The sequence below is a fragment of the Streptomyces syringium genome (assembly GCF_017876625.1).
Classification (GTDB): domain Bacteria; phylum Actinomycetota; class Actinomycetes; order Streptomycetales; family Streptomycetaceae; genus Streptomyces; species Streptomyces syringius.
Map to the genome: position 1 here is coordinate 2,374,105 of NZ_JAGIOH010000001.1, position 22,175 is coordinate 2,396,279.

General features: G+C 70.9%; 21 protein-coding genes and 1 pseudogene. 9 read left to right on the forward strand and 13 right to left on the reverse strand.

Annotation, left to right across the window (positions count from 1 at the left end; translation table 11 throughout):
• Positions 1–11 precede the first annotated feature (11 nt).
• A complete protein-coding gene (locus tag JO379_RS10480) occupies positions 12–1,985 on the reverse strand; it encodes a bifunctional glycosyltransferase 87/phosphatase PAP2 family protein (protein ID WP_209518627.1) in 1,974 nt (657 codons plus the stop codon).
• Positions 1,986–2,294: 309 nt separating this feature from the next.
• On the opposite strand from JO379_RS10480, the gene JO379_RS10485 reads away from it, so the two are divergent.
• Positions 2,295–2,969, forward strand: coding sequence for a TetR/AcrR family transcriptional regulator (locus tag JO379_RS10485; RefSeq protein WP_207303886.1), 675 nt, complete (start codon positions 2,295–2,297; stop codon positions 2,967–2,969).
• 103 nt (positions 2,970–3,072) lie between these two features.
• Here the strand turns inward: JO379_RS10485 and JO379_RS10490 are convergent, their stop codons facing one another.
• The 4 genes from JO379_RS10490 to JO379_RS10505 form a co-directional block, all read right to left on the reverse strand.
• Complete coding sequence (locus JO379_RS10490; RefSeq protein ID WP_207303887.1) at positions 3,073–4,518, reverse strand: MFS transporter; 1,446 nt, start codon at positions 4,516–4,518, stop codon at positions 3,073–3,075.
• 624 nt (positions 4,519–5,142) lie between these two features.
• The gene (gene rpmB / locus JO379_RS10495; RefSeq protein ID WP_130877851.1) at positions 5,143–5,367 is read right to left on the reverse strand and encodes a 50S ribosomal protein L28; all 225 of its coding nucleotides are present in this window, start codon (positions 5,365–5,367) and stop codon (positions 5,143–5,145) included.
• Between the two features lie 249 nt (positions 5,368–5,616).
• The gene (locus tag JO379_RS10500; protein ID WP_130877546.1) at positions 5,617–6,222 is read right to left on the reverse strand and encodes a response regulator transcription factor; all 606 of its coding nucleotides are present in this window, start codon (positions 6,220–6,222) and stop codon (positions 5,617–5,619) included.
• A 114-nt stretch (positions 6,223–6,336) separates the two neighbouring features.
• Positions 6,337–7,791, reverse strand: a complete 1,455-nt coding sequence (locus tag JO379_RS10505) for an MFS transporter (protein WP_307841941.1) — start codon at positions 7,789–7,791, stop codon at positions 6,337–6,339.
• 626 nt (positions 7,792–8,417) lie between these two features.
• Between JO379_RS10505 and JO379_RS10510 the strand changes: the two genes are divergently transcribed.
• Positions 8,418–8,753, forward strand: coding sequence for an antibiotic biosynthesis monooxygenase family protein (locus JO379_RS10510; RefSeq protein ID WP_209514709.1), 336 nt, complete (start codon positions 8,418–8,420; stop codon positions 8,751–8,753).
• Between the two features lie 88 nt (positions 8,754–8,841).
• Positions 8,842–9,357, forward strand: coding sequence for a GNAT family N-acetyltransferase (locus JO379_RS10515; RefSeq protein ID WP_209514711.1), 516 nt, complete (start codon positions 8,842–8,844; stop codon positions 9,355–9,357).
• Positions 9,358–9,397: 40 nt separating this feature from the next.
• On the opposite strand, the gene JO379_RS10520 is transcribed toward JO379_RS10515, so the two are convergent.
• Positions 9,398–11,476, reverse strand: a complete 2,079-nt coding sequence (locus tag JO379_RS10520) for an MFS transporter (RefSeq protein ID WP_130877549.1) — start codon at positions 11,474–11,476, stop codon at positions 9,398–9,400.
• 295 nt (positions 11,477–11,771) lie between these two features.
• Between JO379_RS10520 and JO379_RS10525 the strand changes: the two genes are divergently transcribed.
• The 3 genes from JO379_RS10525 to JO379_RS10535 all read left to right on the forward strand — a co-directional run bounded on the left by JO379_RS10525 (position 11,772) and on the right by JO379_RS10535 (position 13,253).
• A complete protein-coding gene (locus tag JO379_RS10525; protein WP_209514713.1) occupies positions 11,772–12,443 on the forward strand; it encodes an HAD-IA family hydrolase in 672 nt (223 codons plus the stop codon).
• A gap of 113 nt (positions 12,444–12,556) precedes the next feature.
• Positions 12,557–12,733, forward strand: a complete 177-nt coding sequence (locus tag JO379_RS10530) for a hypothetical protein (RefSeq protein ID WP_165451508.1) — start codon at positions 12,557–12,559, stop codon at positions 12,731–12,733.
• Between the two features lie 52 nt (positions 12,734–12,785).
• The gene (locus JO379_RS10535; RefSeq protein WP_209514716.1) at positions 12,786–13,253 is read left to right on the forward strand and encodes a nuclear transport factor 2 family protein; all 468 of its coding nucleotides are present in this window, start codon (positions 12,786–12,788) and stop codon (positions 13,251–13,253) included.
• A gap of 112 nt (positions 13,254–13,365) precedes the next feature.
• Here the strand turns inward: JO379_RS10535 and JO379_RS10540 are convergent, their stop codons facing one another.
• From JO379_RS10540 to JO379_RS10550, 3 genes are read right to left on the reverse strand one after another with little or no spacing between them, the layout of a single operon-like run.
• Complete coding sequence (locus JO379_RS10540; protein ID WP_307841943.1) at positions 13,366–13,818, reverse strand: NUDIX hydrolase; 453 nt, start codon at positions 13,816–13,818, stop codon at positions 13,366–13,368.
• Positions 13,815–15,068: a DegT/DnrJ/EryC1/StrS family aminotransferase gene (locus JO379_RS10545; protein WP_209514718.1), complete on the reverse strand. Its 1,254-nt coding sequence runs from the start codon at positions 15,066–15,068 to the stop codon at positions 13,815–13,817. The genes JO379_RS10540 and JO379_RS10545 overlap by 4 nt, the downstream gene beginning before the upstream one ends.
• Positions 15,065–16,066 carry a Gfo/Idh/MocA family protein gene (locus JO379_RS10550; RefSeq protein WP_209514720.1) on the reverse strand — a complete coding sequence of 334 codons (1,002 nt, stop codon included), beginning with the start codon at positions 16,064–16,066 and terminating at the stop codon, positions 15,065–15,067. The genes JO379_RS10545 and JO379_RS10550 overlap by 4 nt, the downstream gene beginning before the upstream one ends.
• A 229-nt stretch (positions 16,067–16,295) precedes the next feature.
• Between JO379_RS10550 and JO379_RS10555 the strand changes: the two genes are divergently transcribed.
• The 3 genes and pseudogenes from JO379_RS10555 to JO379_RS10565 all read left to right on the forward strand — a co-directional run bounded on the left by JO379_RS10555 (position 16,296) and on the right by JO379_RS10565 (position 19,879).
• Positions 16,296–17,654, forward strand: a complete 1,359-nt coding sequence (locus JO379_RS10555) for a helix-turn-helix domain-containing protein (protein ID WP_307841944.1) — start codon at positions 16,296–16,298, stop codon at positions 17,652–17,654.
• 131 nt (positions 17,655–17,785) lie between these two features.
• Positions 17,786–18,619 (forward strand): annotated as a pseudogene (locus JO379_RS10560) (IS5 family transposase).
• Positions 18,620–18,700: 81 nt separating this feature from the next.
• On the forward strand, positions 18,701–19,879 hold the full coding sequence (locus tag JO379_RS10565) for an IS4 family transposase (RefSeq protein WP_209514724.1): 1,179 nt from the start codon (positions 18,701–18,703) through the stop codon (positions 19,877–19,879).
• Between the two features lie 224 nt (positions 19,880–20,103).
• Here JO379_RS10565 and JO379_RS10570 read toward each other — a convergent pair whose 3' ends face one another.
• From JO379_RS10570 to JO379_RS10585, 4 genes are all read right to left on the reverse strand, one after another.
• On the reverse strand, positions 20,104–20,643 hold the full coding sequence (locus tag JO379_RS10570; protein WP_209518633.1) for a GNAT family N-acetyltransferase: 540 nt from the start codon (positions 20,641–20,643) through the stop codon (positions 20,104–20,106).
• 29 nt (positions 20,644–20,672) lie between these two features.
• Positions 20,673–21,281, reverse strand: coding sequence for an NsdA family TPR-like regulatory protein (locus tag JO379_RS10575; protein ID WP_245381432.1), 609 nt, complete (start codon positions 21,279–21,281; stop codon positions 20,673–20,675).
• Positions 21,282–21,327: 46 nt separating this feature from the next.
• Entirely contained in the window at positions 21,328–21,636 is a 309-nt protein-coding gene (locus tag JO379_RS10580) for a putative quinol monooxygenase (RefSeq protein ID WP_209514725.1), read from the reverse strand.
• Between the two features lie 106 nt (positions 21,637–21,742).
• Positions 21,743–22,171 carry an NUDIX hydrolase gene (locus tag JO379_RS10585; protein ID WP_245381433.1) on the reverse strand — a complete coding sequence of 143 codons (429 nt, stop codon included), beginning with the start codon at positions 22,169–22,171 and terminating at the stop codon, positions 21,743–21,745.
• Positions 22,172–22,175: the final 4 nt, after the last annotated feature.

Sequence of the window (22,175 nt, forward strand, 5' to 3'; positions counted from 1 at the left end):
CCCCACCCGGGTCAGCCGGCGACCTCGGCCGGTTTCCGTTCCCGGGCGTCGTCGTTCCCGGGGCGCCCTGCTGTGGGCACCCCCTCCGTGCGGCCGGGGCCGGTCAGCGCGTACTGGATGGCGAACCCGGCGGTTACGACCAGCGCGCCGCCGACCGCGTCCAGCACGTAGTGGTTGGCGGTGCCGAGGATGACGGAGAACGTCAGCAGCGGGTAGAGCAGGCCCAGCACCTTCATCCACAGCTTCGGCGCGATGATGGCGATCACGACGCCGCACCACAGCGACCAGCCGATGTGCAGCGAGGGCATCGCCGCGTACTGGTTGGACAGCTCGGTCAGCGCACCGAAGTCCGGGTTCTCCAGGTCCTGCGGGCCGTTGGCCGTGTCGACGTATCCGAGGCCCGGCATGAGCCGTGGCGGGGCCAGCGGGTAGGCCCAGAACCCTATGAGCGCCATGAGCGTCGCCAGGGACAGCGCGGTGCGGGCCCAGCGGTAGGTGCCGGGGCGGCGCAGGTACAGATAGACGAGCAGGGAGACGGGCACCAGGAAGTGGAAGGTGCCGTAGTAGTAGTTCATGCTGTCGGTGAGCCAGCCGGTGCGCGCCACGAACTGGTTGAAACCGTGTTCGATGTCGATGTGCAGGAACTGCTCGGCATCGAGGATCTGCCGGCCGTGTGATTCCGCGAGGGCCCGTTCGTCGGGCACCTGGGAGCGGATGAAGGAGTAGAGCCAGTAACCGGCGCGTATCAGCATCAGTTCCAGCAGCACGTTCGGCCGGGACAGCGGGCGCTTCCAGAAGCGCAGCAGCGGCACCCAGGAGAAGCGGCCCGGCTGCGGCTCGCTGACCGGGGTGGGCAGCGGCTTCTCCCACAGTGGCGAGGTGCGCGTCAGGAACGGCACCGCGCAGGCCGCGATGAGGGCGGCGAGCAGCGGAGCGTGGTCGGCGATGGGGCCCTGGACGCGGTTGTGCGGCATCAGGGCGGTGCTCGTGAGCGTCATGACGAGCACGACGAGCACGGGCCACACCAGCCGGTCGGCGCGGCGCTTGCCGACCCGGCCGACGACGGCGAGCAGGATCCACAACTGCTGGTGCTGCCAGGCGGTGGGCGAGACGGCGACCGCGACACAGCCGGTGATGGCGATCGCGAGCAGCGCCTGGCCGTCCTTGGCGTACGCCACGGCCCGGCGCAGGCCGAGCGCGGTGACACCGGCGGCGAGCAGCGCGTACAGCACTGTCTCGACGGGGCCGCGCAGGCCGATGCGGAGCAGCAGGCCGTGCAGGGACTGGTTGGCGAGCCCGTCGGGCGCCTGCCCGAGGCCGGCCCCGGCGATGTGGTGCACCCAGTACGTCCACGAGTCGTCCGGCATGGTCGCCCACGCCAGCGCGGAGCACGCCACGAAGGTGGCACCCGTGGTGAGGGCGGCGCGACGGCGCCCGGTGAACCACAGCAGGGCCGCGAAGAGCAGCACGACGGGCTGCAGCGCCGCCGCGAGGCCGACGAGGACGCCGGTGGTGCGCCCGGTGCCCTTCACCGCGCGGGGCAGGCAGCATCCGAGGAGCACGAGCAGGACGGGGAGGATGCTGGTCTGGCCGAGGGTGAAGGTGTTCCGTACGGGCAGCGACAGCACGGTCAGGCTGATGGTGACCGGGGCGGCGAGCAGGGCGGTGCGACGGGAGACCGGGCCGGGCAGGGCGCGGGCGGCAACGAGGGCGAGGGCGACGACGAGCAGCAGGGTTCCGAAGGTGAAGGCGATGCCGAGGCTCTGCTCGGCGGCCCGGGTCAGCGGTTTGAGCACCAGGCCCGCGAACGGGGTGCCGGTGAAGCCGTCCTTGTCGTACAGCGAGCCCCGGACGTGCAGGACACCGTTGTCACCGATCCATCGTTCGAGGTCGGTGAAGCGGCGCTCCGGCGGCAGCCGCAGCACCACCGCCGCCTGACGCACCGCCAGCATCCCGGCGAGCAGCCACAGCGCTCCCAGCGCCATGCCGATCCGCGAAAACGTTTTCGGCGGACTCCCCAGCCCGCCCCCCTCTGCGTTCGCCACGCCCCGCCGCTCCTCCACTACGCCCAGCTCGGTCAGCCTCGTAGGGCTGTTTGAGACCTTACTGAGTCCTGAAGAACAGACGCAGGTCACCCCCAGGTCACTTGACAACCTCCCACAGGTGTCCTTATTTCGTCGCAACCGGACCGGGCCGGCCGGCGCCGCGCCGCGCACGGCACCGGCCCCGGCACCGGACCCGACGGCGGACTCGATACAAACGGGGATGAGTCCACACTTGTTAGGGTGCGCACCATGAGCACCGGTGCAGACAAGCCGCCAGTCCTGCGGCGCGACGCGCAGCGCAATCGGGAGCTGCTGATCGCGGCGGCCCGCGAGCTGTTCGCCGAGCAGGGCCTGGAGGCCCCCCTGGACGACATCGCCCGCCGGGCGGGGGTGGGCAACGCCACCCTCTACCGGCGCTTCCCCACTCGCGAGGACCTCATCGAGGCGGTCTTCCACGAGACCCTCAGCACGGGGCTGCGCCTCGGCGAGGAGGCCCGCCGGGCGGAGGACGCCTGGGCGGCCCTCGTCGGCTACATGGAGGCGGTCTTCGAGGGGCTGGCCGCCGACCGGGGCGCCATCGACCTGATGACCACCGCCATTCCCGCCGGCCCGACCCTGGCCACCCTGCGCGAGCACAACCACGAGACGGTCGGCCTGCTCGTCCGCCGGGCCCAGGAACAGGGCACGATGCGCCCGGACATCGTGGCCGAGGACCTCCTCTTCGCCCTCGCCGCCGTCGGCCGCTGCGTCCCCTCCTCCGCCGCCGTCGCCCCCGGCTCCTGGCGCCGCCAGCTCGCCCTCCTCTTCGACGGCCTCCGCGCCGAGGCCGCCCGCCCCCTGCCCGCACCCCCGCTGACGTTCGAACAGCTCGGCACGGTCCTGGCCGACCTCGGCTCGGGCCGCCCGAGGCCGCAAACGGGGTGAGACGGCTCCACGGCACGGTCAAAAGCCGACCCGCCGGGGGCCGGTGGCTCCGGGCAAAAAGCCGGCGCCCCCTCCGCGGATGCGGGAGGGGGCGCCGGGGTGGTCAGCCGCGCGCCCTGCGGGGAAGCAGGAACATCAGGCCCCACATCACCACCAGCGCCCCGGTGACGTACCAGATGGTGCCGGCGAAGGCACCGGTCACGGTGGCGCCGTGGCTGCCCGCGGGGGCGTGACGGAAGAACACCACGGAGGCCAGCGCGATGCCCAGGGCGGTGCCGAGCTGCATCGCGGTGTTGAACAGCCCGGACGCGGACCCCGCGTCCTCGTGCCCCACCTGGCCGAGCGTCAGGCCCGCCAGCCCGGCGCCGATCATGCCGAAGCCGGCCCCGAAGAGGATCATCGGGGCGACGGCGGCCGCGAACGGCAGACCGGTGCCCTGGGCGGTGATCAGCAGGTGGTAGCCGACCAGGGTGACCGCGACCAGCACGGCACCCGCCTGCGGTACGCGCCGTGCCTGACGTGCCGTCACCTTCGAGGCGAGCATGGCGCCGGCCATGCCGCCGATCGACACGGCGATCGACCCCGGAGCGAACTCGGCCGGCGAAAAGCCCAGGCCCTCCTGCATGAACAGCGTCCACGTCAGCAGGAACACACCGGAAACCAGTCCGAAGACCAGCTGGGCGGCCAGCCCGCCGGCGAACGCCTTGCCCCGGAACAGCGAGAGGGCGACCAGCGCCGAGCCGTCCTTGGCGGTCTTCGCCCGCTGCTGCGCCACGAAAACGGCCAGCACGACGACCCCGGCCGCCGCCATGGCGAAGCTCCAGGCCGGCCAGTGCCGCTCGCCGCCCACGGTGAGCGGGTAGGCGATCAGCAGCAGACCCGCGCTGGAGAGCACCATGCCCAGCGGATCCAGGCGCCGGGCCTGCAGGTCGCGGGACTCCGGGAGGAACCGGAGGCCGAGCAGGACGGTGGCCAGACCGATCGGCAGGTTAATCAGGAAGATCGGCCGCCAATCGAGGCCGAGGAGATCGGCACTGGTCAGGGCGGCGCCCAGGACGGGGCCGAGCACCCCGCCGAGCGACATGATCATCCCGTACAGACCAAAGGCCTTGGCGCGTGATTCCCCGTCGAAGGTGACGTGGATCGTGGCCAGGACCTGCGGCACCATCGCCGCCGCGGCGGCACCCTGGACGGCCCGGGCCGCGATCAGCAGCTCGGGCCCGGTGGCGACGCCGCACAGCAGCGACGCCAGCGTGAACACCCCCGTGCCGACGAGGAAGATCCGCTTACGGCCGCAGAGATCGCCCAGCCGGCCGCCGGTGATCAGAGCCAGGGCGAAGGTGAGGGTGTACGCGGCCGGGATCCACTGCACCGCGGCGCTGGAGGCCCCGGTATCGGCCTGGATCGATGGCAGCGCGGTATAGACGATCGAGCCGTCCAGCGCGTTCATCAGCTCCGCGATCAGCACCACGACCAAGGTGATGGTGCGGGCACGGCCCGGCTCGGCGCCGGCGCGCGGCCCATCGGAGATATGGGTGTCGGTAGACACGGAAACAACAATTCCTGTTCGCGTATAGGGGGAAGGGCAAGCCTGGGCATGCCCGTACGTCCACTGCGCGCAGAAGCGGAAAAGGGTATGACGAAGCCCAGGCCATGGGGTGCGCCACCGTCGAGGCATACGTCGGAAGCCCGCCGCAGCGGACATCCGGAAAGAGCGCCTCAAAACGAGTGGCTACAGGGCCTGGGAGATACGTCATCACCTCGAAACAGAACACGGGCGAGGCGCGGACGCGACTCGCAGTCCTCCAGGGTAGAGCGGGCTCCGACCCGGGCAAACTGATTTTCCGGTGGCGAAGATCCGTCCCGCGCCCACAGGTGTTCCGTCAGCCATTACCCCGGGGCCGCAGACGATTCAGCAATCGCCTGCTGTGCCGGCCGTCACTCGGATCATTGAGAGGAGCGGCGGTGAAATCCGTGGGCAGGAGCCGGCGATCGAGCCGGACCTCAAGGCACCCGACACACAGGACACTGTCCTCCGAGGCCCGAGCGCGCCCCCACACACTGTCGAACACCATGTACCACTCGTGCGGACCGTCGAGGGGCGCGGTCGGCAATCCGCAATCGTGGCAGGGGAACTCGTCCCGCTCGAGGCGGCGGCGATGCCACATGGGACTCACGCCGAGACGCGACGTTCCACCTTGCCCTTTTTGATGCAGGAAGTGCACACCTTCATACGCACGGGCGTGCCGTCCTTGACGGCCCGGACCGGCTGGATATTCGGATTGAATCGGCGATTCGACCGTCCCTTGACGTGCCGCACCTGGGCACGGAGCCCGGCGCGGGCCACGCGCTTCCCGAAGCCCGGCTGCTTACCGCATACGTCACATCGACTGGACATGGTTTCTCCCGATCCGGGCGGCTGTCGTCGCCGCTCTTCCTTGACTGACTCGAATGCTGCCGGATCCACGCGGGACCGTTGACCGCTTTCCGCTGCGAGAATTCCTTGTCGGCAACGCGCTGACCAGGGAATACGCGGATGTCGGGCCCATCTGGGCACCCCCGTGACAGCTTCCGACAAAGGCAAAGTGCCTCGATTGGCGTGCAGATTGCATGCCAACGGGAAGCCGCCGCAGGGAAGTCGGGCCCCTTAGATCCAGCCGCGCGCGGAAGCGGTTCGTATCGTCTCGATGCGGTTGCGGGTGCCGACCTTGCGGTTGATGGCGGCCAGGTTGTTGCGGACCGTTCCCGGCGAGAGGTGCAGGGCCTCGGCGATCTCTGCGGGGGTGTGCCCTTGTGCGGCCAGTCGGAGGATGTCGATATCGCGCGGGCCGAGCGGATTGTCGGGGGCCTGCAGGGCGTCGGCGACGATCCGCGGATCGAGCACATGGTCGCCGCGGGCCACCTTGCGGACCGCTTCAGCCAGCTCCTTGACCGACGCGCCCTTGCCCATGAACCCCTCCACCCCTGTCTTCAGGGCAGCCCCGAGCACGTCGGGGCGCTCGTGAGCGGTCACGACGATGACGCGGCACGCGGGCAGGGCGGCCTTGAGCTGCGCCGCGGCCGAGATCCCGTCCAGCCCCGGGAGGTTGACGTCCAGCAGCGCCACGTTCGGACGGGCGCGCAGGGCGCTCGGCACGACGTCGTCGCCCCGCGGCACCTGCGCGACCACGTGCATGCCTGCCTCCAACGAGAGAACAGCGGACAGCGCTTCGCGTGGCAGTCGCAGACCATCGGCGATCAGCACTCGGATCATGGGGGTGGTTGTTCCTCTTCAAAAGACCTGAAAGACCTGTCGGCCGGTGAGTTCGGGGGTTCGGGCCGCGGCGGTCCCGGCCCCGGCCGCACGGGCCGAGGCCGGGACGGGAGTTCAGCCTGCGGGAGTGCGCTTGGGCAGCAGCAGCATGAGGGCCCACATCGCCAACAGGGCACCCACGACGTACCAGATGGCGCCGGTGAACGCCGTGGTGACCGTGGACCCCCGGCTGCTCGCCGGTGCGTGGGCGAAGAACACCACGGACGTCAGTGCCGTGCCCAGCGCGATGCCGAGCTGGGTCGAGGTGTTGAAGAGCCCCGACGCGGAGCCGGCGTGGGCGCGGTCGGCCTCGCTCAGCGTCATGTCGGCCAGTGCTGCACCGATCATCCCCAGGCCGAGCCCGAACGGCAGCATCGGCGCCACGGTCCACACCAAGGGCAGGCCGGGTCCTTGTCCGGCGATCAGCCACGCGTAGCCGCCCAGCGTGACGGCGGCCAGCAGGGCTCCGGCCTGCGGGGCACGCCGCCCCTGCCGGGCGGCGAGGCTCATCGCCAGCCAGGCACCGCCCATCTCGCCGAGGGAGGCCGCCACGAAGCCCAGGGCGGCCTGCCCGGGGGTCAGGCCGAGGCCGTCCTGCATGAACAGGGTCCAGGTCAGGAAGAACACGCCGGACAGCAGCCCGAAGACGAGCTGAGCGGCCAGCCCCGCGCTGAAGGCCCGGTTCCCGAACAGCGCTATGACGACCAGCGGGGCGCCGCCCCGTGCTGTCCTGGCTCGCTGGTGGAGCACGAAGACGGTCAGGGTCACGAGACCCGCTGCCGGCATGACGAAGCTCCAGGCGGGCCAGTGACGTTCGCCGCCGACCGTGAGCGGAAGGGCGATCAGCAGCAGGCCCAGGCCGGAGAGCGCCACGCCCCCGAGGTCCAGGCGCAGGGCCTGGTGGTCCCAGGACTCGGGGAGGTGACGCAGGCCGAGGAGCAGCGCCGCCAGGCCGATGGGCAGGTTGATCAGGAAGATCGGGCGCCAGCCGAGGCCGAAGAGATCGGCACCGGTGATGACGCCTCCGAGGACCGGCCCGGCGACACTGCCGAGCGACATGATGGTGCCGTACAGGCTGAACGCCTTGGCCCTGGATCCCTCGTCGAAGGTGACGTGCAGGGTCGCCAGGACCTGGGGGACCATGACCGCCGCGGCGCCGCCCTGGACGACACGGGCCGTGATCAGCAGGGCCGGGGTGCCGGCGAGACCGCAGAGCAACGACGCCGCGGTGAAGACACCGGTGCCGAGCAGGAAGACCCGCTTGCGGCCGTGGAGATCACCGAGGCGGCCGCCGGTGATCAGCCCGAGGGCGAAGGTCAGCGCGTAGGCGGCGTGGATCCACTGCACGGCGGCGGCGGAGGCGGCGGTGTCGTTCTGGATGGCCGGCAAGGCCGTGTAGACGACGGAACCGTCGAGGGCGTTCATCAACTCGGCGACGAGGACGACGACCAGCGTGATGGTGCGGCGGCGTCCTGTGCGGATCTCGGGAGAGGTGGATCGAAGGGGGAGGGTGTCGGTGTCGGCGGACACGGCGAGGTTCCTGTTCTGGCGGGCAGAAGGGGGAAATGGGCAGGCCAGGCACGCCCGTCCCGCTCACTGCGTGACAGGAGGACACGGGTACGACGATGCCCAGGCCGATGGGTGGGCCGCTGCTGAGGCGACCGCGCGCTGCCGGAAAAAGGGCAGGGGGTCAAGCCTCACGACAGGCGGCGATCAGGCCTGGGAGATAAGTCATCACCTCGCGACGCATACGAACGGAGCACACGGCTCCATGAGCGCCATCACGCTACGTCCCCGACCGCGAAGGCGCGAGTGGTTTTGGGCCTTCCAGGCCGACTCGCCACCTGGGGACACAGTCACGCATTTCGGACCGGACAACGACCCGTCAGTACAACTCCCTTGAGCACCAGTGGACTTCAGGTTCCCAGCGGGCTGCCGCGCCGGGCGTGCCGTCCCGGTGCCAGGTCGTGCTGAACGCACGCCGCTTCGTGCATTCAGCACGCGCTCCTCAGGGCGCACCCCCTTCCCGGTGGGGCAGGCGGTTGCGCCGCTCCGGAGCGGCCCCCGCACCTGCCCGGACGGCCGGTGTAGGAGACTGCAACAACACGGTCCGGAGCAGGGGCCCGCCAGGGGCTCCTCCCGATGAGAGGTGTCATGTGAGCGTCGTAAAGATCAACGTGCTGACCGTCCCCGCCGAGCAGCGGGAGACGCTCGAGAAGCGGTTCGCGGCGCGGGCCGGTTCCGTCGAGAACTCCGACGGCTTCGAGTGGTTCGAGCTGCTGCGGCCCGTCGAGGGAACGGACACCTACCTCGTCTACACGCGCTGGCGTGCCGAGGAGGACTTCCAGGCGTGGATGAACGGCTCGATGAAGGCCGCGCACGGCGGTGGCGAGGGCGGCGGCGACGGCGCCCCCAAGCAGAAGCCCGCGGCGTCCGGCTCCACGCTGTGGTCCTTCGAGGTCGTCCAGCAGGCGGCGCCGGAGAACGGCTGACCGCCCCGCACTCCGGCGGGGACGGGCCGCCCGCCCCCGCCGGGGAAATCCCGGGCGTCGCGCGCGTCCCACGTGCGAGGATCCCGGCATGACCGATGCCTCGACCACTCGCCTGCCCTGGACCGTCGGACCGGAGCCGGTCGGCTCCGACGGGTCGGCCCTGCTGCTGCGTGAGTACCTCACCGATGTGGCCGACCGCTGGTACGAGCTGAACCACGCCCGGACCTCCACACCCGAGGAGATCGACCGTCACCTCGCCGAGGACCCGAGCGACGACCTCGCCCCGCCGCACGGCGTGCTGCTGGTGGGCCGGCACGACGGTGAGCAGGCGGGGTGCGTGGGGCTGCGGCGGCTGGACGCCCGTACCGCCGAGCTGCGGCGGATGTACGTACGGCCCACGAAGCGCGGTCTCGGCGGCGCGGCCGTGCTGCTGGGCGCCGCCGAGGACGCGGCGCGCGCGTGGGGCGTGGAGCGGATCGTCCTGGACACCCGGATGGATCTGGTGGAGGCGCGGGCGCTGTACGCACGCCACGGGTACCTGCCGATTCCGCGCTACAACGAGAGCCCGTACGCCGAGGTGTGGCTCGCGAAGGAACTGGCCTGAGCGAAGGTGCGGCTACAGCCAGCGGAAGGAGCGGCCACGGCTAGCGCCGGTGGTCGCCCTTCTGTCCGTTGTGGGGCTGTTCGGCGTCCGAGCCGCACAGCTCGCTGTTCAGTTCCCGCACGAGTTCCATGAGGTCGGTGGGCCGGTCCGGCGTCCACCAGTCGCCGAGCAGTTCCGCGAGCGATTCCTCGCGCGCGCTGAAGAGCTTGGCCGCGACGTCGCGCCCCCGGTCGGTGAGGACGAGCGGCAGCCCTTCGCGGACGGCCAGGCCGCGCACCTCCAACTCCCGTGCGGCCTCGGTGATGACCCGTAGCGGTACGGGCACGCGCTCGGCGAGCATGGCCGGTTCGGCGGATCCGTAGCGGTTGATGCGCAGCAGCATCCAGCTGGAGGCGGGCTGCAGGTCGAACCCGGCCCGTTCGGTGATCTTCTCGTAGACCTTGCGGCGGCCCTCGCGGCTGCCGAGGACGGACAGTGCGCGGGCGCACTCGTCCCGCGAGGTGCGCTCGATGGGGTTGCTGGAGAGCACCTCGCTGGTGTCGGGGGCGGTGACGCTGCCGCGCAGCGGTTCCTCCTTGAGCAGCCAGGCGAGAACGAAGGCGACGGCCATGGCGGGCACCGCGTAGAGGAAGACATCGGTGATCGACACGGAGTAGGCGTCGAGCACCCCCGCCCGTTCCGCGGGTGGCAGCGCGGACACGGCGCGCGGGTCGCCCTGGAGCTGTTCGGGGGTGACACCGGCGGGCAGCTTCGCGCCGGCGAGGGCTTCGGTGATGCGCGGCCCGAGCTTGTTGGCGAAGATCGTGCCGAAGATGGAGACGCCGAAGGACGCGCCGATGGAGCGGAAGAACGTGGCACCGGAGGTGGCGACGCCGAGGTCCTCGTAGCCGACGGAGTTCTGCACGATCAGCACGAGGACCTGCATGACCAGGCCGAGCCCGAAGCCGAAGACGAAGAAGTAGACGCTCATCTCGCCGACGCCGCTGGCGGGGTCGAGCCGGTGCAGCAGGAGAAGTCCGAGGGCGGTCAGCCCGGTGCCGGCGATGGGGAAGACCTTGTAGCGGCCGGTGCGGCTGACGATCTGGCCGGAGGCGGTGGAGGAGATCAGCATGCCGGCCACCATCGGCAGCATGTGCACCCCGGACATGGTCGGGGAGACGCCCTGGACGACCTGGAGGAAGGTCGGCAGATAGGTCATGGACCCGAACATCGCGAAGCCGATGACGAAGCCGATGACCGAGCAGAGCGCGAAGGTGCGGATGGTGAAGAGCTTCAGCGGAAGGACGGGCTCGGCCGCGCGGCGTTCCACGAGCACGAAGGGGACGAGCAGTGCGACGCCCAGCACGCCGAGGCCGATGATCTGCCAGGAACCCCAGGGGTAACTCACGCCGCCGAGTGAGGTCATCAGCACCAGGCAGGTGGCGACGGCGGCGATGAGGAACGTGCCGAGGTAGTCGATGCGGTGCGGGGTGCGCCGGGTGGGGATGTGCAGCACGGCGGCGATGACGAGCAGCGCGACGATGCCGATGGGCAGGTTGATGTAGAACACCCAGCGCCAGCTGAGGTGGTCGACGAACAGCCCGCCGAGCAGCGGCCCGAGGACGCTCGTACCGCCGAAGACGGCGCCGAACAGGCCCTGGTAGCGGCCGCGGTCACGGGGCGGCACGATGTCGCCGACGATCGCCATCGACAGCACGATCAGCCCGCCGCCGCCGAGGCCCTGCAGGGCCCGGAAGCCGATGAGCTGCGGCATGTTCTGTGCGGCGCCGCACATCGCGGAGCCGACGAGGAAGATGACGATGGCGGTCTGGAAGAGCCTCTTGCGCCCGTACTGGTCGCCGAGCTTGCCCCACAGCGGGGTCGCGGCGGTGGAGGCGAGCAGATAGGCGGTGACGACCCAGGAGAGGTGTTCGAGGCCGCCGAGGTCGCTGACGATGGTGGGCAGCGCGGTGGAGACGATCGTCTGGTCGAGCGCCGCCAGCAGCAGCCCGAGCAGCAGCGCGCCGATCGCGACCAGGACGGTGCGCGGGGACTGCCCCTCGCCGGGCACGTAGGGCTTCGCCGCGGCCAGGGAGGGGCCCGGGGGGTGCTCGGCCCGGCCCGGGGTGTCCTCCGCCATGAGCGCTCCTCGAATGCGGTTCGGGTCCTGCGGATGCGCTCGGCGCCCCGCGTCCATCCATCGTGATCCGGATCCGCGCCCGCGGCCCGCTGGAATAGCCCATTGGCAGCCCCCGGACGGCCCCCGGACCGCCTCAGGCCCGCTCCCGGCCCGCTCCCGGACGGCTGCGACCAGCGACATTGGCGTTCGCTGCGCCCTTTTTGTATCGTGAAGAAACAAAGTGGCTCCGTCCGTATACCCTGACCGGCGGGCGGAGCCACTTGTCTTTTTTGCTCCCGCGCCCTGGAGTCCGCCGATGCCGGCCAACGCAAGCACCCCGATCACGCTGACCGCCCGCGCCCTGCTCCTGGACATGGACGGCACGATCGTCAACTCCGATGCCGTCGTGGAACGCTGCTGGCGCCAGTGGGCGGCCGAGCAGGACCTGGACGCGGACGCGGTGATGAAGGTCGTCCACGGCCGCCAGGGCTACGCGACGATGGCCGTCCTCCTCCCGGACCGCCCCATGGAGCTGAACCACGCCGACAACCGCCGCATGCTCGCGGCGGAGACCGCCGACGTCGACGGCGTCGTCCCGGTCCCCGGCGCCCCGGCCTTCATGGCCGCCCTCGCCCCCCTCCCGCACGCCCTCGTGACCTCGGCCGACCGCGCCCTGGCCACGGCCCGCATGGGCGCGGCGGGCCTGCCGATGCCCGAGGTCCGCGTCACGGCGGAGAGCGTCGGCGCGAGCAAGCCGGACCCGGAGGGCTTCCTCAAGGGCGCCGCCGCCCTCGGCTTCGCCCCGGAGGACTGCATCGTCTTCGAGGACTCCGAGGCGGGCATCACAGCGGGCAAGGCGGCCGGCATGCGCGTCGTGGGCGTCGGCCCGCGCGCCGCGGCCCACGCGCCGGACGTACACGTCATGGACCTGGAGCAGGTCCGGGTCACGGCGGGGCCGGACGGCGGCATCGCGCTGACGGTCGGGTAAGAAGCTGCCACGGGTCTCGATGAGCGTTCGTCTTGATGACCGTTTGATGAGCGTTCCGCGAACTTGATCGAGTCTGGGGGTTTAAGGCGGCCTCCTGCTCGTAGCCTGGTCCCATGTCACCCGACTCGACTACCGACCAGCTGTCGCCCGAGGAGATAAACGACACCATCCGCGCCTTCCTGGCCACGCGCCGGGGCCTGCTCACCAGGTCGGAGCGGAGGATGTACGAGCGCCTCCTCGCGGCGTGGCACGCGGCGGACCGCCGCGATCGGTGCGGCGCGGGGGTGTGACGGCGGCGTCCCGCTTGACCTCGACCGAAGTTGAGGTCGGATGATCGCCGTCATGGACAACGAGACGTCGCGCACCGAAATCCTGGCCCTGATCCACCGCGCCGAGATCACGGACCTCTTCGACCGCTATCTGCGATCCCTCGACGACCGGAAGTTCGACGCATCGTGGGCCGCGTCGTTCTTCACCGAGGACGCGACCACCGCGACCCCCGCGGGAGCGGTGCGGGGACGTGACGCCGTCCTCGGGAACGTACGCACCGCGATGCGGCTCTTCGACCGCACAGTGCACTTCGGCTCCAACTACATCATCGAGGTGGACGGCGAGCGCGCGACCCTGCGCGGCAACCAGCTCAGCACGCATGTACTCGCCGACGACGGCACCCTGTTCCTCTCCGGCGGCCGCACGGACAACGAGCTGGTGTGGACCGTGGACGGCTGGCGGCTACGCCGCGCGGATCTGCACATCACATGGACGCAGGGCAACCCGCCGGTGCTGCCGCCCGAGCTCACGCGAGGCTGAGGCCGCATCGGCTCCCGGCGCCACCGGCAGCGGCGGACACGTCCGGCCGTGGGCTCGGCATACGCCTGGGCTCCCGGTCCGGCCGCGTACAGCTACGGGCCTCGGGCGCCGGTCAGGCGATCTGGCGGCGCCAGGTGTCGAGGACGGTCCGGACGGCGCTGGACACCTGGTTCTGCCGGGTGCGGTCGGCCCACAGGTGCGCGTCGTGCTCGGTGAGCGTGACCGTCTCCCCGGCGACGGTAGCGGTGAAGTTGAACTGGCGGGTGGCGCGTCCGCTGCCGGAGCGGTAGTCGAAGTGGCCGAGATAGCCGCCGACGGCCGTGACCGTCAGCCCCGTCTCCTCGGCGACCTCCCGGCGCAGGGCCTCGACCAGGGTTTCACCGGCGTCGACGCCGCCGGAGGGCAGCTCCCACAGCCCGCCGAGGTAGTCGTCGGCCGACCGGTGCAGCAGCAGCACTTTGCCGTCGCCGTCGGCGATGACCGCGCCGACGACGCTCTTGGTGATGCCGTCCCGTTCGGCGGTGCGGACGAGGTCGGCGAGCAGAGCGGTGTCGAGGGAGCTCACAGCAGATCCTTGGCGTGGGAGGCGACTTTGGCGAGGGCTGCGGTGTAGGCGTCGGCGAGGCGGACGTCCTCCTTGCGGTGCCAGACCGGCAGCTTGAAGGTGGTGGAGTGCACGTACTCCGCTGCCGGGCAGTCACCGGCGGCGGGGCCCTGTCGGTCAGCGTATCCAGGCAGCAGGGCTCCAGGAGCCTGGAACAGCGGATGAGTGCCCAGGGGGCAGGTCGAGCCCGGCCGGTCCGCCTCGGTGGCGCCTTCGGCACGTAGGGCGTCGAGGAACCGCTGAAGCGGCAGCCCCCCGAGCTCGGCCGGCTCGTACCGCAGCGGCAGCGCGTACCAGGACGGCCGGGCGGAGACCGGTACGTGCGGTACCCGGATGCCCGGCACATCGTCGAGGGCCGCGCACATGCGGGCCGCGATGGCCTGCCGTCCGGCGAGATAGCTGTCCAGGCGGGTGAGCTGGGCGCGGACGAGCGCGGCCGCGAGGGGGTGGATGCGCAGTTTCAAGCCCATGCCGGTGACGGCGAAGCGCGCGAGCGGGTGGTCGGCGGGGATCTCGCGGCGGCACCGCTTGTTGTACTGACCGTGCAGCAGGACGCGGTAGTACAGCTCGGTGTCGTCGGTGGCGACGAAGCCGCCCTCGCCGGCCGAGAGCGGTTTGGGGCCGTTGAGGCTGAACGCGGACGCGGTACCGTACGTGCCGACCACCTGGCGGTTCCAGGTGGCGCCGTGCGCGTGGGAGCCGTCCTCCAGCAGCATCAGCCCGTGCTCGTCCGCGAACGACACCAGCGCGTCCATGTCCTCCGGCAGGCCCCACAGGTGCACCGCGACGACGGCCTTCGTACGGGCGGTGAGCCGCCGGGCGGCGTCGCGGAGATCGAGCCGACCGCGGTCGTCGACGTCGGCGAGGACGGGGTGGGCGCCGAGGTGGAACAGCGGCGTAGCGGTGGCGTGGAAGGTCAGGGCCGGGACGATGACCTCGTCGCCGGGACCGATGCCCGCGGCCGCGTACATCGAGTGCAGCGCGGCCGTGCCCGTGCAGGTTGTTACGACGTGCCGGACACCCAGGCAGGAGGCGAGCGCGTCCTCCAGGTCGGCGACGACGCCGGAGCGGTCGGGGATCGAGACGGCTGTCTCCAACTGGGCTGCGACGGCGCGCCGGTCGGTGTCCTCGATCGGCGGCCAGACGAAGTGCGGGCCCAAGGCCGTCACGGCCGGTTCGCCGCCGAGCAGGGCGAGTGCGGAGTCATTCATGCCAGGAACTCCTTCGGGTCTGCGGGGCGGGCGGTGGTGGCGGAGGCGTAGGCGGCGGCCAAGAACGCGGTGTGCGGCAGGTGGGCGGCCGGGCCGGAAGGGTTGGGGGCGGTACCGTCCAGGACGCGGCAGAAGCGGTCGATCTGTGCGGCGGGCGGGCAGGGCCAGGCCGGGTCGCGCAGCAGCGACTCGACGACCTGCCCGCCGGGGTCGAGGAGACGGACGGTGCCGCGCTCGACGGCGAGCGTGCCGTGCGGGCCGGTGACGGCCAGGCGCTCGGTCTTCGGGCCGGCGGAGCGGGAGACCAGCAGCGAGCCGTAAAGGCCGCGGTCGTAGGCGAGGTGGACCAGGGCGGTGTCCTCCGCGTCGTACTCGGCGCCCGGCGCGGCGGCGGTCGAGGTGTCCGCGAGGACGCGGTCGGGCAGACCGAGGTACCAGATCAGCAGGTCGATGAGGTGGTAGCCCATGTCCGCCAGACACCCGCCACCGGCGAGCTTCGCGCGGCCGCGCCAGCCGGCGGCCGGGTCCGGGCAGTGGAAGGTGTAGCGCCCTTCGACCAGGTAGGGGGTGCCGATCCGCTCCAGCAGTTGGAGGGCGGCGGCGTAGACGGGGTGGAAGCGGCGCTGAACCGTGACCATCAGCTCGATCCCCGTCTTCTCGCACAGCGTGGCCAGGTCGGCTGCCTCGTGGGGGCCGGTGGCGAACGGCTTCTCCTTGAGCACGTGAACCCCGGCCTCGGCACACGCGGCGACGACCTGCTGCCCGGCGTGGTGCGGTACCGCGGCGATGACGAAGTCCGGCCGAACCTCCTGCAGCAGGCGCTCGACGGTAGTGAAGCCGGGCACCTGGTGCGTGGCGGCCGCGGCGGTGACCCGGTCGGCGTCGACGTCACAGATCCCGGCGAGCTCGGCGAGGTGGCACTGGGCAAGGCCGGGCAGGTGGTCGTTGGTGGCCTGGCCGCCGAGGCCCACCATCGCGGCCCTCTTGCGTACGCTCATCCCTCACATCCCCTTTCGGATGCGCCGCGGCGCCCCGCCGTCCGGGCCGCCTGCCCTCCGAGGACACCGCGGCCTCGTCATCGGTGGCAGGGGCGTTGCCGTAGACCGCAAAGCCGTTTGCATCCCGTGCAAAGCCCCTGTCCTGCGGCGGCGGGCGCCGGTACGGTGAGCGGCGGCCCAACTCTCGCCGACGAGCGGGGACGGTATGGACGCGGTCCAAGCACAGCCGGTGTCTCAGACGACCGTGGGCGACCTGGTCCGGCAGACGCGCAAGAAACAGGGCCTGACCCTGGCCCAGCTCGGCGTGCTGACCAGGTTCTCGGCCGCCCAGGTATCACGGTACGAGCGCGGTATCTCGCCGCTGACCGACGTCACCGTGCTGCGACGCTTCGCTGACGCCCTCAACATCCCGCCACACGCCCTCGGCCTGACCCCGCAACCGGACGTCCGGCACGGCCATGCGATCGGCCCTGCCACCGCCTACCCCCGCCTTCCGGGCCCTAGGGTGGCAGGGACGGCTCGTCGAGAAGGCGGGGAGGACCCGGTGCGGCGCAGGAAGTTGCTCGCGAATCTCGCGGTCACAGCTGCCGCGGCCGTTGGCGTCCCCGTCCTTCCCACCGGCAAGACGCCCTCCGAGGAAGGCGCCGTCGGCGAGGCACTGGTCGCCCGCGTGCGGGACGCCATGCTCGGCCTCCACACAGACGTCACCGTGCCGTCGACGGCGGTCCTGCACACGGATCTGGGCCGGGCCTTCACGGACTTCCACGCCTGCGCGTACGGCAGCCTGGCTGTACGGCTGCCCCGGCTGATCTGTGCGGCCCACGCCCGGGCCGGTGGTGAGGGCACCGAGGGTGACGGGCTGCTGGTGCGCAGCTATCTGTTGGCCACGCGCATGCTGATCAAGCTGGACGAGCAGCAGCTCGGCTGGATGGCCGCCGACCGTGCACGCCAGGCCGCCGAAGCCGTCGACGAGCCCCTACTGGTCGCGGAGGCCGCGCGCCAGCTCGCGGTTCTGGCGCGTAAGGCCGACTGGCACGAGCAGGCACTGTCCATCGCCCTGGCGGCCGCCGACAACCCCGCCATCCGTGGCGGGGAGCCGGCACTGGCGGCCCAGCGGGGCCTGTTGATCCAGTCCGCCGCCTACACCGCCGCCCGCGCCGGGGACGCGGCCGGGATGCGGGAGCTGACCGGCGAGGCAGCTGCCATCGCCCAGGAGCTCGGCCCGGCCGCCGTGTTGCGGGACCACGGCGGCGGCTTCAGCCCGACCACCGTCCAGCTCCACTTGGTCTCAGCAGAGAACTCCGCCGGCGACCCCTCTGCCGCGCTCGCGGCGGCCAAGGCGGTAGTGCCCGGGAACCTACCGAGCACCGAGCGGCGGGCCCGCTACTACACCGACGTCGCCACCGCCTTCGCCCGCTGGAATCGCCGGAACGACTGCATCCGCGCGCTCCTTGCCGCCGAACACCACGCCCCGGAAGAGACACACGCCCGCCCGGCGGTGAAGTCCCTGATCTCCGGCCTGCTGGTCTCGGGGCGGACGACCACCGAGCTTCGCGGGCTCGCAGCCCGCGTCGGTGTCCTCACCTGACGGTTCACTCGAGTGCATGGCGGGCCATCATCACCGTACGGGCCGAACGGACCCGCCTCCTCCGGCCTGCTCGCCGCTTCCCCCGGACTAGGGCGTGTCAGCAAAGTCGGTTGGTCGTTGCTCCGTTCGTGGTGCGTCGTCATGAACTCACTGATCAGGCCTGGACAGTGATCGAGCCGTTGCTGACCCCGCCCCGGATGGGCCGTCCTGTCCGGGACCGGCGGCAGGTCCTCAACGGAATCCTGTGGAAGCTGTCGACCGGGGCAGCCTGGCGGGACTTGCCCGAGCGGTACGGGCCACGGAAGACCGTCTACGAACGGTTCCGCCGCTGGTCTGCGGACGGGACCTGGGAGCGGCTCCTTGCCCATGTCCAGCAGCACTCGGACGCGGTCGGCGCAGTGGACTGGTCCCTCGTCTGCGTCGACTCGACGATCGTACGAGCCCATCAGCACGCCGCCGGAGCCCGAAAAGAGGGCCCTGGACTGGTGAGGCACTCGGCCGGTCCCGCGGCGGACTGAGCACGGAGATCCACCTCGCCAGCGGACGGCCATGGCCGTCCGCTGGCGTTCACCGTCACCGGCGGGAACGCCAACGACTGCACGCAGCTCGAGCCGGTTCTGGCCCGCATCCGGATCGCCCGGTGCGGGCCCGGCCGGCCACGGACCAGGCCAGCCCGGGTGGTTGGAGACAAAGGTTACTCATCCCGCAAGATCCGTGCCTACCTGCGGCAACGCGGCATCGCCTGCACCATTCCCGAGCGTGCCGACCAGATCAGCGGACGCCGACGACGCGGCGAAAGCCTGTGCCGCCTCGACCACGAGATCTACCGGCGCCGCAACGTCGTCGAACGCTGCTTCAACCGCCTCGAGCAGAACAAGGACCTTGCTACCCACTACGACAAACGAGCCCGCCACTACAAAGCCCTGGTCACCCTCGCCTGCCTGCGGCTATGGCTCCCCAATTGACTTTGCGGACACGCCCTAGACGCAATGCCGTTGCGATAGCTGTGGGCGTAGGCTTTGGGTGCTGTTCCGGGGGTGGTGCCGATGGCTGAGCGTGTGCCTGAGCTGGCGGGTCTGGGGTTGTTGACCTGGGTGTATCCGCCGGGCTTGGTGGATCGGGTGGTGGCGGCGTGCGGCCGGACCGAACAGCGCAGACGGCTGTTGCCGGCTCGGCTTACGGTCTATTTCGTGCTGGGTCTGGCGCTGTTCTCCCCGGCGCCGTATCTGGAGGTGCTGAGGCATCTGGCCGAGGGCCTGCGGAGTGCCGGCCTGTGGGGCGACTGGCGGATCCCCGCCAAGTCATCCCTGTTCAGGGCCCGGGAGAGGCTCGGGGCTGAACCGTTGCGGGTGCTGTTCGCCGCCACCGCGAGGCCCTTGGCCGGGACGGGAACACCCGGTGCGTCCTGGCGGCGACTTCGGCTGACGGCAGTGGACGGCACCTGCTGGGACGTCGCCGACTCACCTGCGAATGCTGCGGAGTTCGGCCGTCCGGGCAACACCCGCAAGCCGGACCGGTCGGCGTTCCCGCAGGTACGAATGGCCGCGTTGGTTGAGTGCGGGACGCATGCGGTGCTCGACGCGGAGCTGGGCGGCTGCCGGGTCGGCGAGCTGACCCTGTCGGCCCGGCTGGTGCGCTCAACCGGCCCGGACATGCTCGTGCTCGCCGACCGTGAGTTCCTCGGTGTGCCGTTGTGGCGGGCCTTCACCGCGACCGGTGCCCATCTGCTGTGGCGGGTCTCGGCGAACCGGGTGCTTCCCGTTCAGCAGCGGCTTGCGGACGGCTCCTGGCTCAGCCGCCTGCATGCCGGCACCGACGGGAAGAAGCGTGACCCGGTCCGGGTGCGGGTGATCGCCTACGGGCTCGAAGGAATCGGTCCCCGTTCGGGAGTGGAGGAGTACCGCCTGGTCACCGACCTCCTCGACGAAGAGCTCTACCCCGCAGCGGAGTTGGCCGCCGTGTACTGCGAGCGGTGGGAGGCCGAATCGGTATTCGCCGAGATCAAGACGCAGCAGCGCGGTCCGCGGGTCGTGCTCTCCAGCAAGACGCCCGAGGGTGTGCGCCAGCAGATCTGGGCGCACCTGCTGGTCCACTACGCCCTGCGGTCTCTGATGGTCCGATGCGCCACCGCCCAAAGAACCGATCCGGACCGGCTCTCCTTCACCGACACGCTGCGCGCCGTCCGGCGCAGCGTCACCACCTCGCCAGGTGTCTTTTCCCCCTGAACTGCTGATCGGACACCTGACGCGGTGGCGTGACGACAGCCTGGACGGCCTTCGGCCCCCACGCCGACTTCGCAGTCAACCACGGGTCGTGAAACGCAAGATGTCCAACTACCGGCTCAAAAGAGCCGCACACCGCCACTGGCCACAACCCACCCAAACCCCCACCCAGGCCGTCCTCATCCACCCACCGAGAACGGCCAGACCGTAACGCAACGGCATTGGCCCTAGACGCTCTTTTGATCGGGCCTAACGTCGAGCAGCATCACGTCATGGAGGTCCGCGCCCTCCCACGGGCGCGCCTCGCCGATCTTGCGGTATCCCCACGCCCGGTAGGCGGCCGACGCAGTCTTGCTGTCTGGGTGGACATTGAGCAGCACGCGCTCGGCCTCGACGCCGTCGAGCAGCGTCTCGTGCAGGCAGCGCGCGATGCCCTGCCGGCGCCACGACTCGCGCACAGCAAGTTCCATGAGGCCGAAGGTGTGGTGCCCGTCCTCGCGCCGCATCTCTTCGGGCACGGGTTCGGTCAGTTGGTCCCACCAGCCCGTGTTGGGCCCGAGGGGGTGGCCGTACGCCATGCCGACCGGCTCGCCGTCCTCGGCACAGGCCAGGGCGGCGCGGAAGGTGCCTTTGCGGGTCTGGGAGCGGAAGCGCCGGAAGGTGGCTGCCACATCGTCTGCGGTCTCGCTGTACGGCGGCTCGGCGAATGCCTCGGCGTAGACCAGTCTGAACGCGTCCTCGGCCCGAGCGGCGGCAGGGCCGTCCATGCGCTCTACCGTGATGGCCCCTTGCTGCGTCACGTCGTGCCTCCTCGGATGGTCCCGCGGATGCGCTCTCCGCACTCGCGGGCCGCGATGCTGTCGATGCCGGCCGCAGCTCGCTGGAACCCTCGGATCTTGCCCAGCAGCCGCGGAGAGGCGATACCGCCGAACGCGTCGAGAGCAGCACCCATCTCCGCGCAAGCTTCGTCGACCTCCCCGGCGGCGAGCAACACGCCTGCGAGCTTCACGCGGTACGAGACGCCGTTGCGAGCCAGGTCGCCGCCGATGCCGCGCACGGCGGCGCGCAGGAATGGCACGGCCTGTTTCGGCTGCTCGGCCCGCACGTACATGTCCGCTGTGGCGTAGTCGACCTCGAACGGGCCGACGAACTGAGCCCATTTCGGCACCTCGGCATCCGTGTCCGCGCGTCCCTGGTGACTGACGGCCCGACTCAGCGCGCGGCGCGCCCCGGACAAGTCTCCCGCGTGGGTCGCGACATTCGTATCCCGCAGCGCAATCACCAGGTGCACCGTGTGACCGGCGCCCGCGCGCGTGGCGAGCCGGTACGCGTTCTCGACCGCACTCGCCGCCTCCCACGCGCCCTCCAGGGCGTTCCTGCGCGGCCTCGCCACCGTGGCAATCACGCGATGACCACACACGCACGCCGTCCTTCGGGGGGCGCCAGCCTTCTCACGCCTTTCCGTCGACGTGCTCCAGGAAGGTCACCTCGGTGCGGGAGACGAACTCCTCGCGCGCTTCGAGGAAGTGCTTGATGTGCGGCTGCTGTTCGTGCGCGTCGAACGCGGCGCGGTCCTCGTACAGCTCGTAGAAGATCCGCACCTCCGGCTCACCAGGTACGCGGTGGTTCATGTAGACGACGGTGCCCGGCTCGTGCCGCCGGATCCCTTCCAGGGTCCGTGACACCAGCTCGTCGAAAGCTTCCGCCGCGTCGGCGTCGCGCAGCGTGAAGCGCACGACAAGTCCAAAGCCCGAGGTCATGGGCACTCCCCCTTCGGTCGGGCCAAGAGTCCCAGATCACGACCGCCGGCGAGAGGCATTCCCCGGCTTCCGGTCGAGCCTGCACGGTTCTCGAAGGCATCAGCGCTCAGCCGGCACGCATCAGCCGTTGACCGTCGTGAATCCGCACGTGCGGGGTACCGCCGTCGACCAATGCGTCCAGAATCCGGACCGCGTAGGCCTCGGTCATCGCCGCACGCACCTCCTCCGCAGTCAGCCAGGAGACAGCCACGGACTCATCGGAGGTCCGCTCCGCACCGCCCACGGGCTTACAGCGGAAGACCAGAGCCACGATCCCGCGCGTCATGTTCTTGTAGACGCCCGTCAACCGTTCCACCTCGACCTCGATGCCGGTCTCCTCCAGCACCTCCCGGCAGGCTCCCTCTTCGGGCGCCTCGTCGATCTCCAGCACTCCGCCCGGCAGCTCCCACCGCCCGTTGTCACTGCGCCTGATCGCGAGGACCCGTCCGTCCTCGCGCACGACAGCTCCCGCCACCGAGACCGAGTGAAGCGGCATGGAA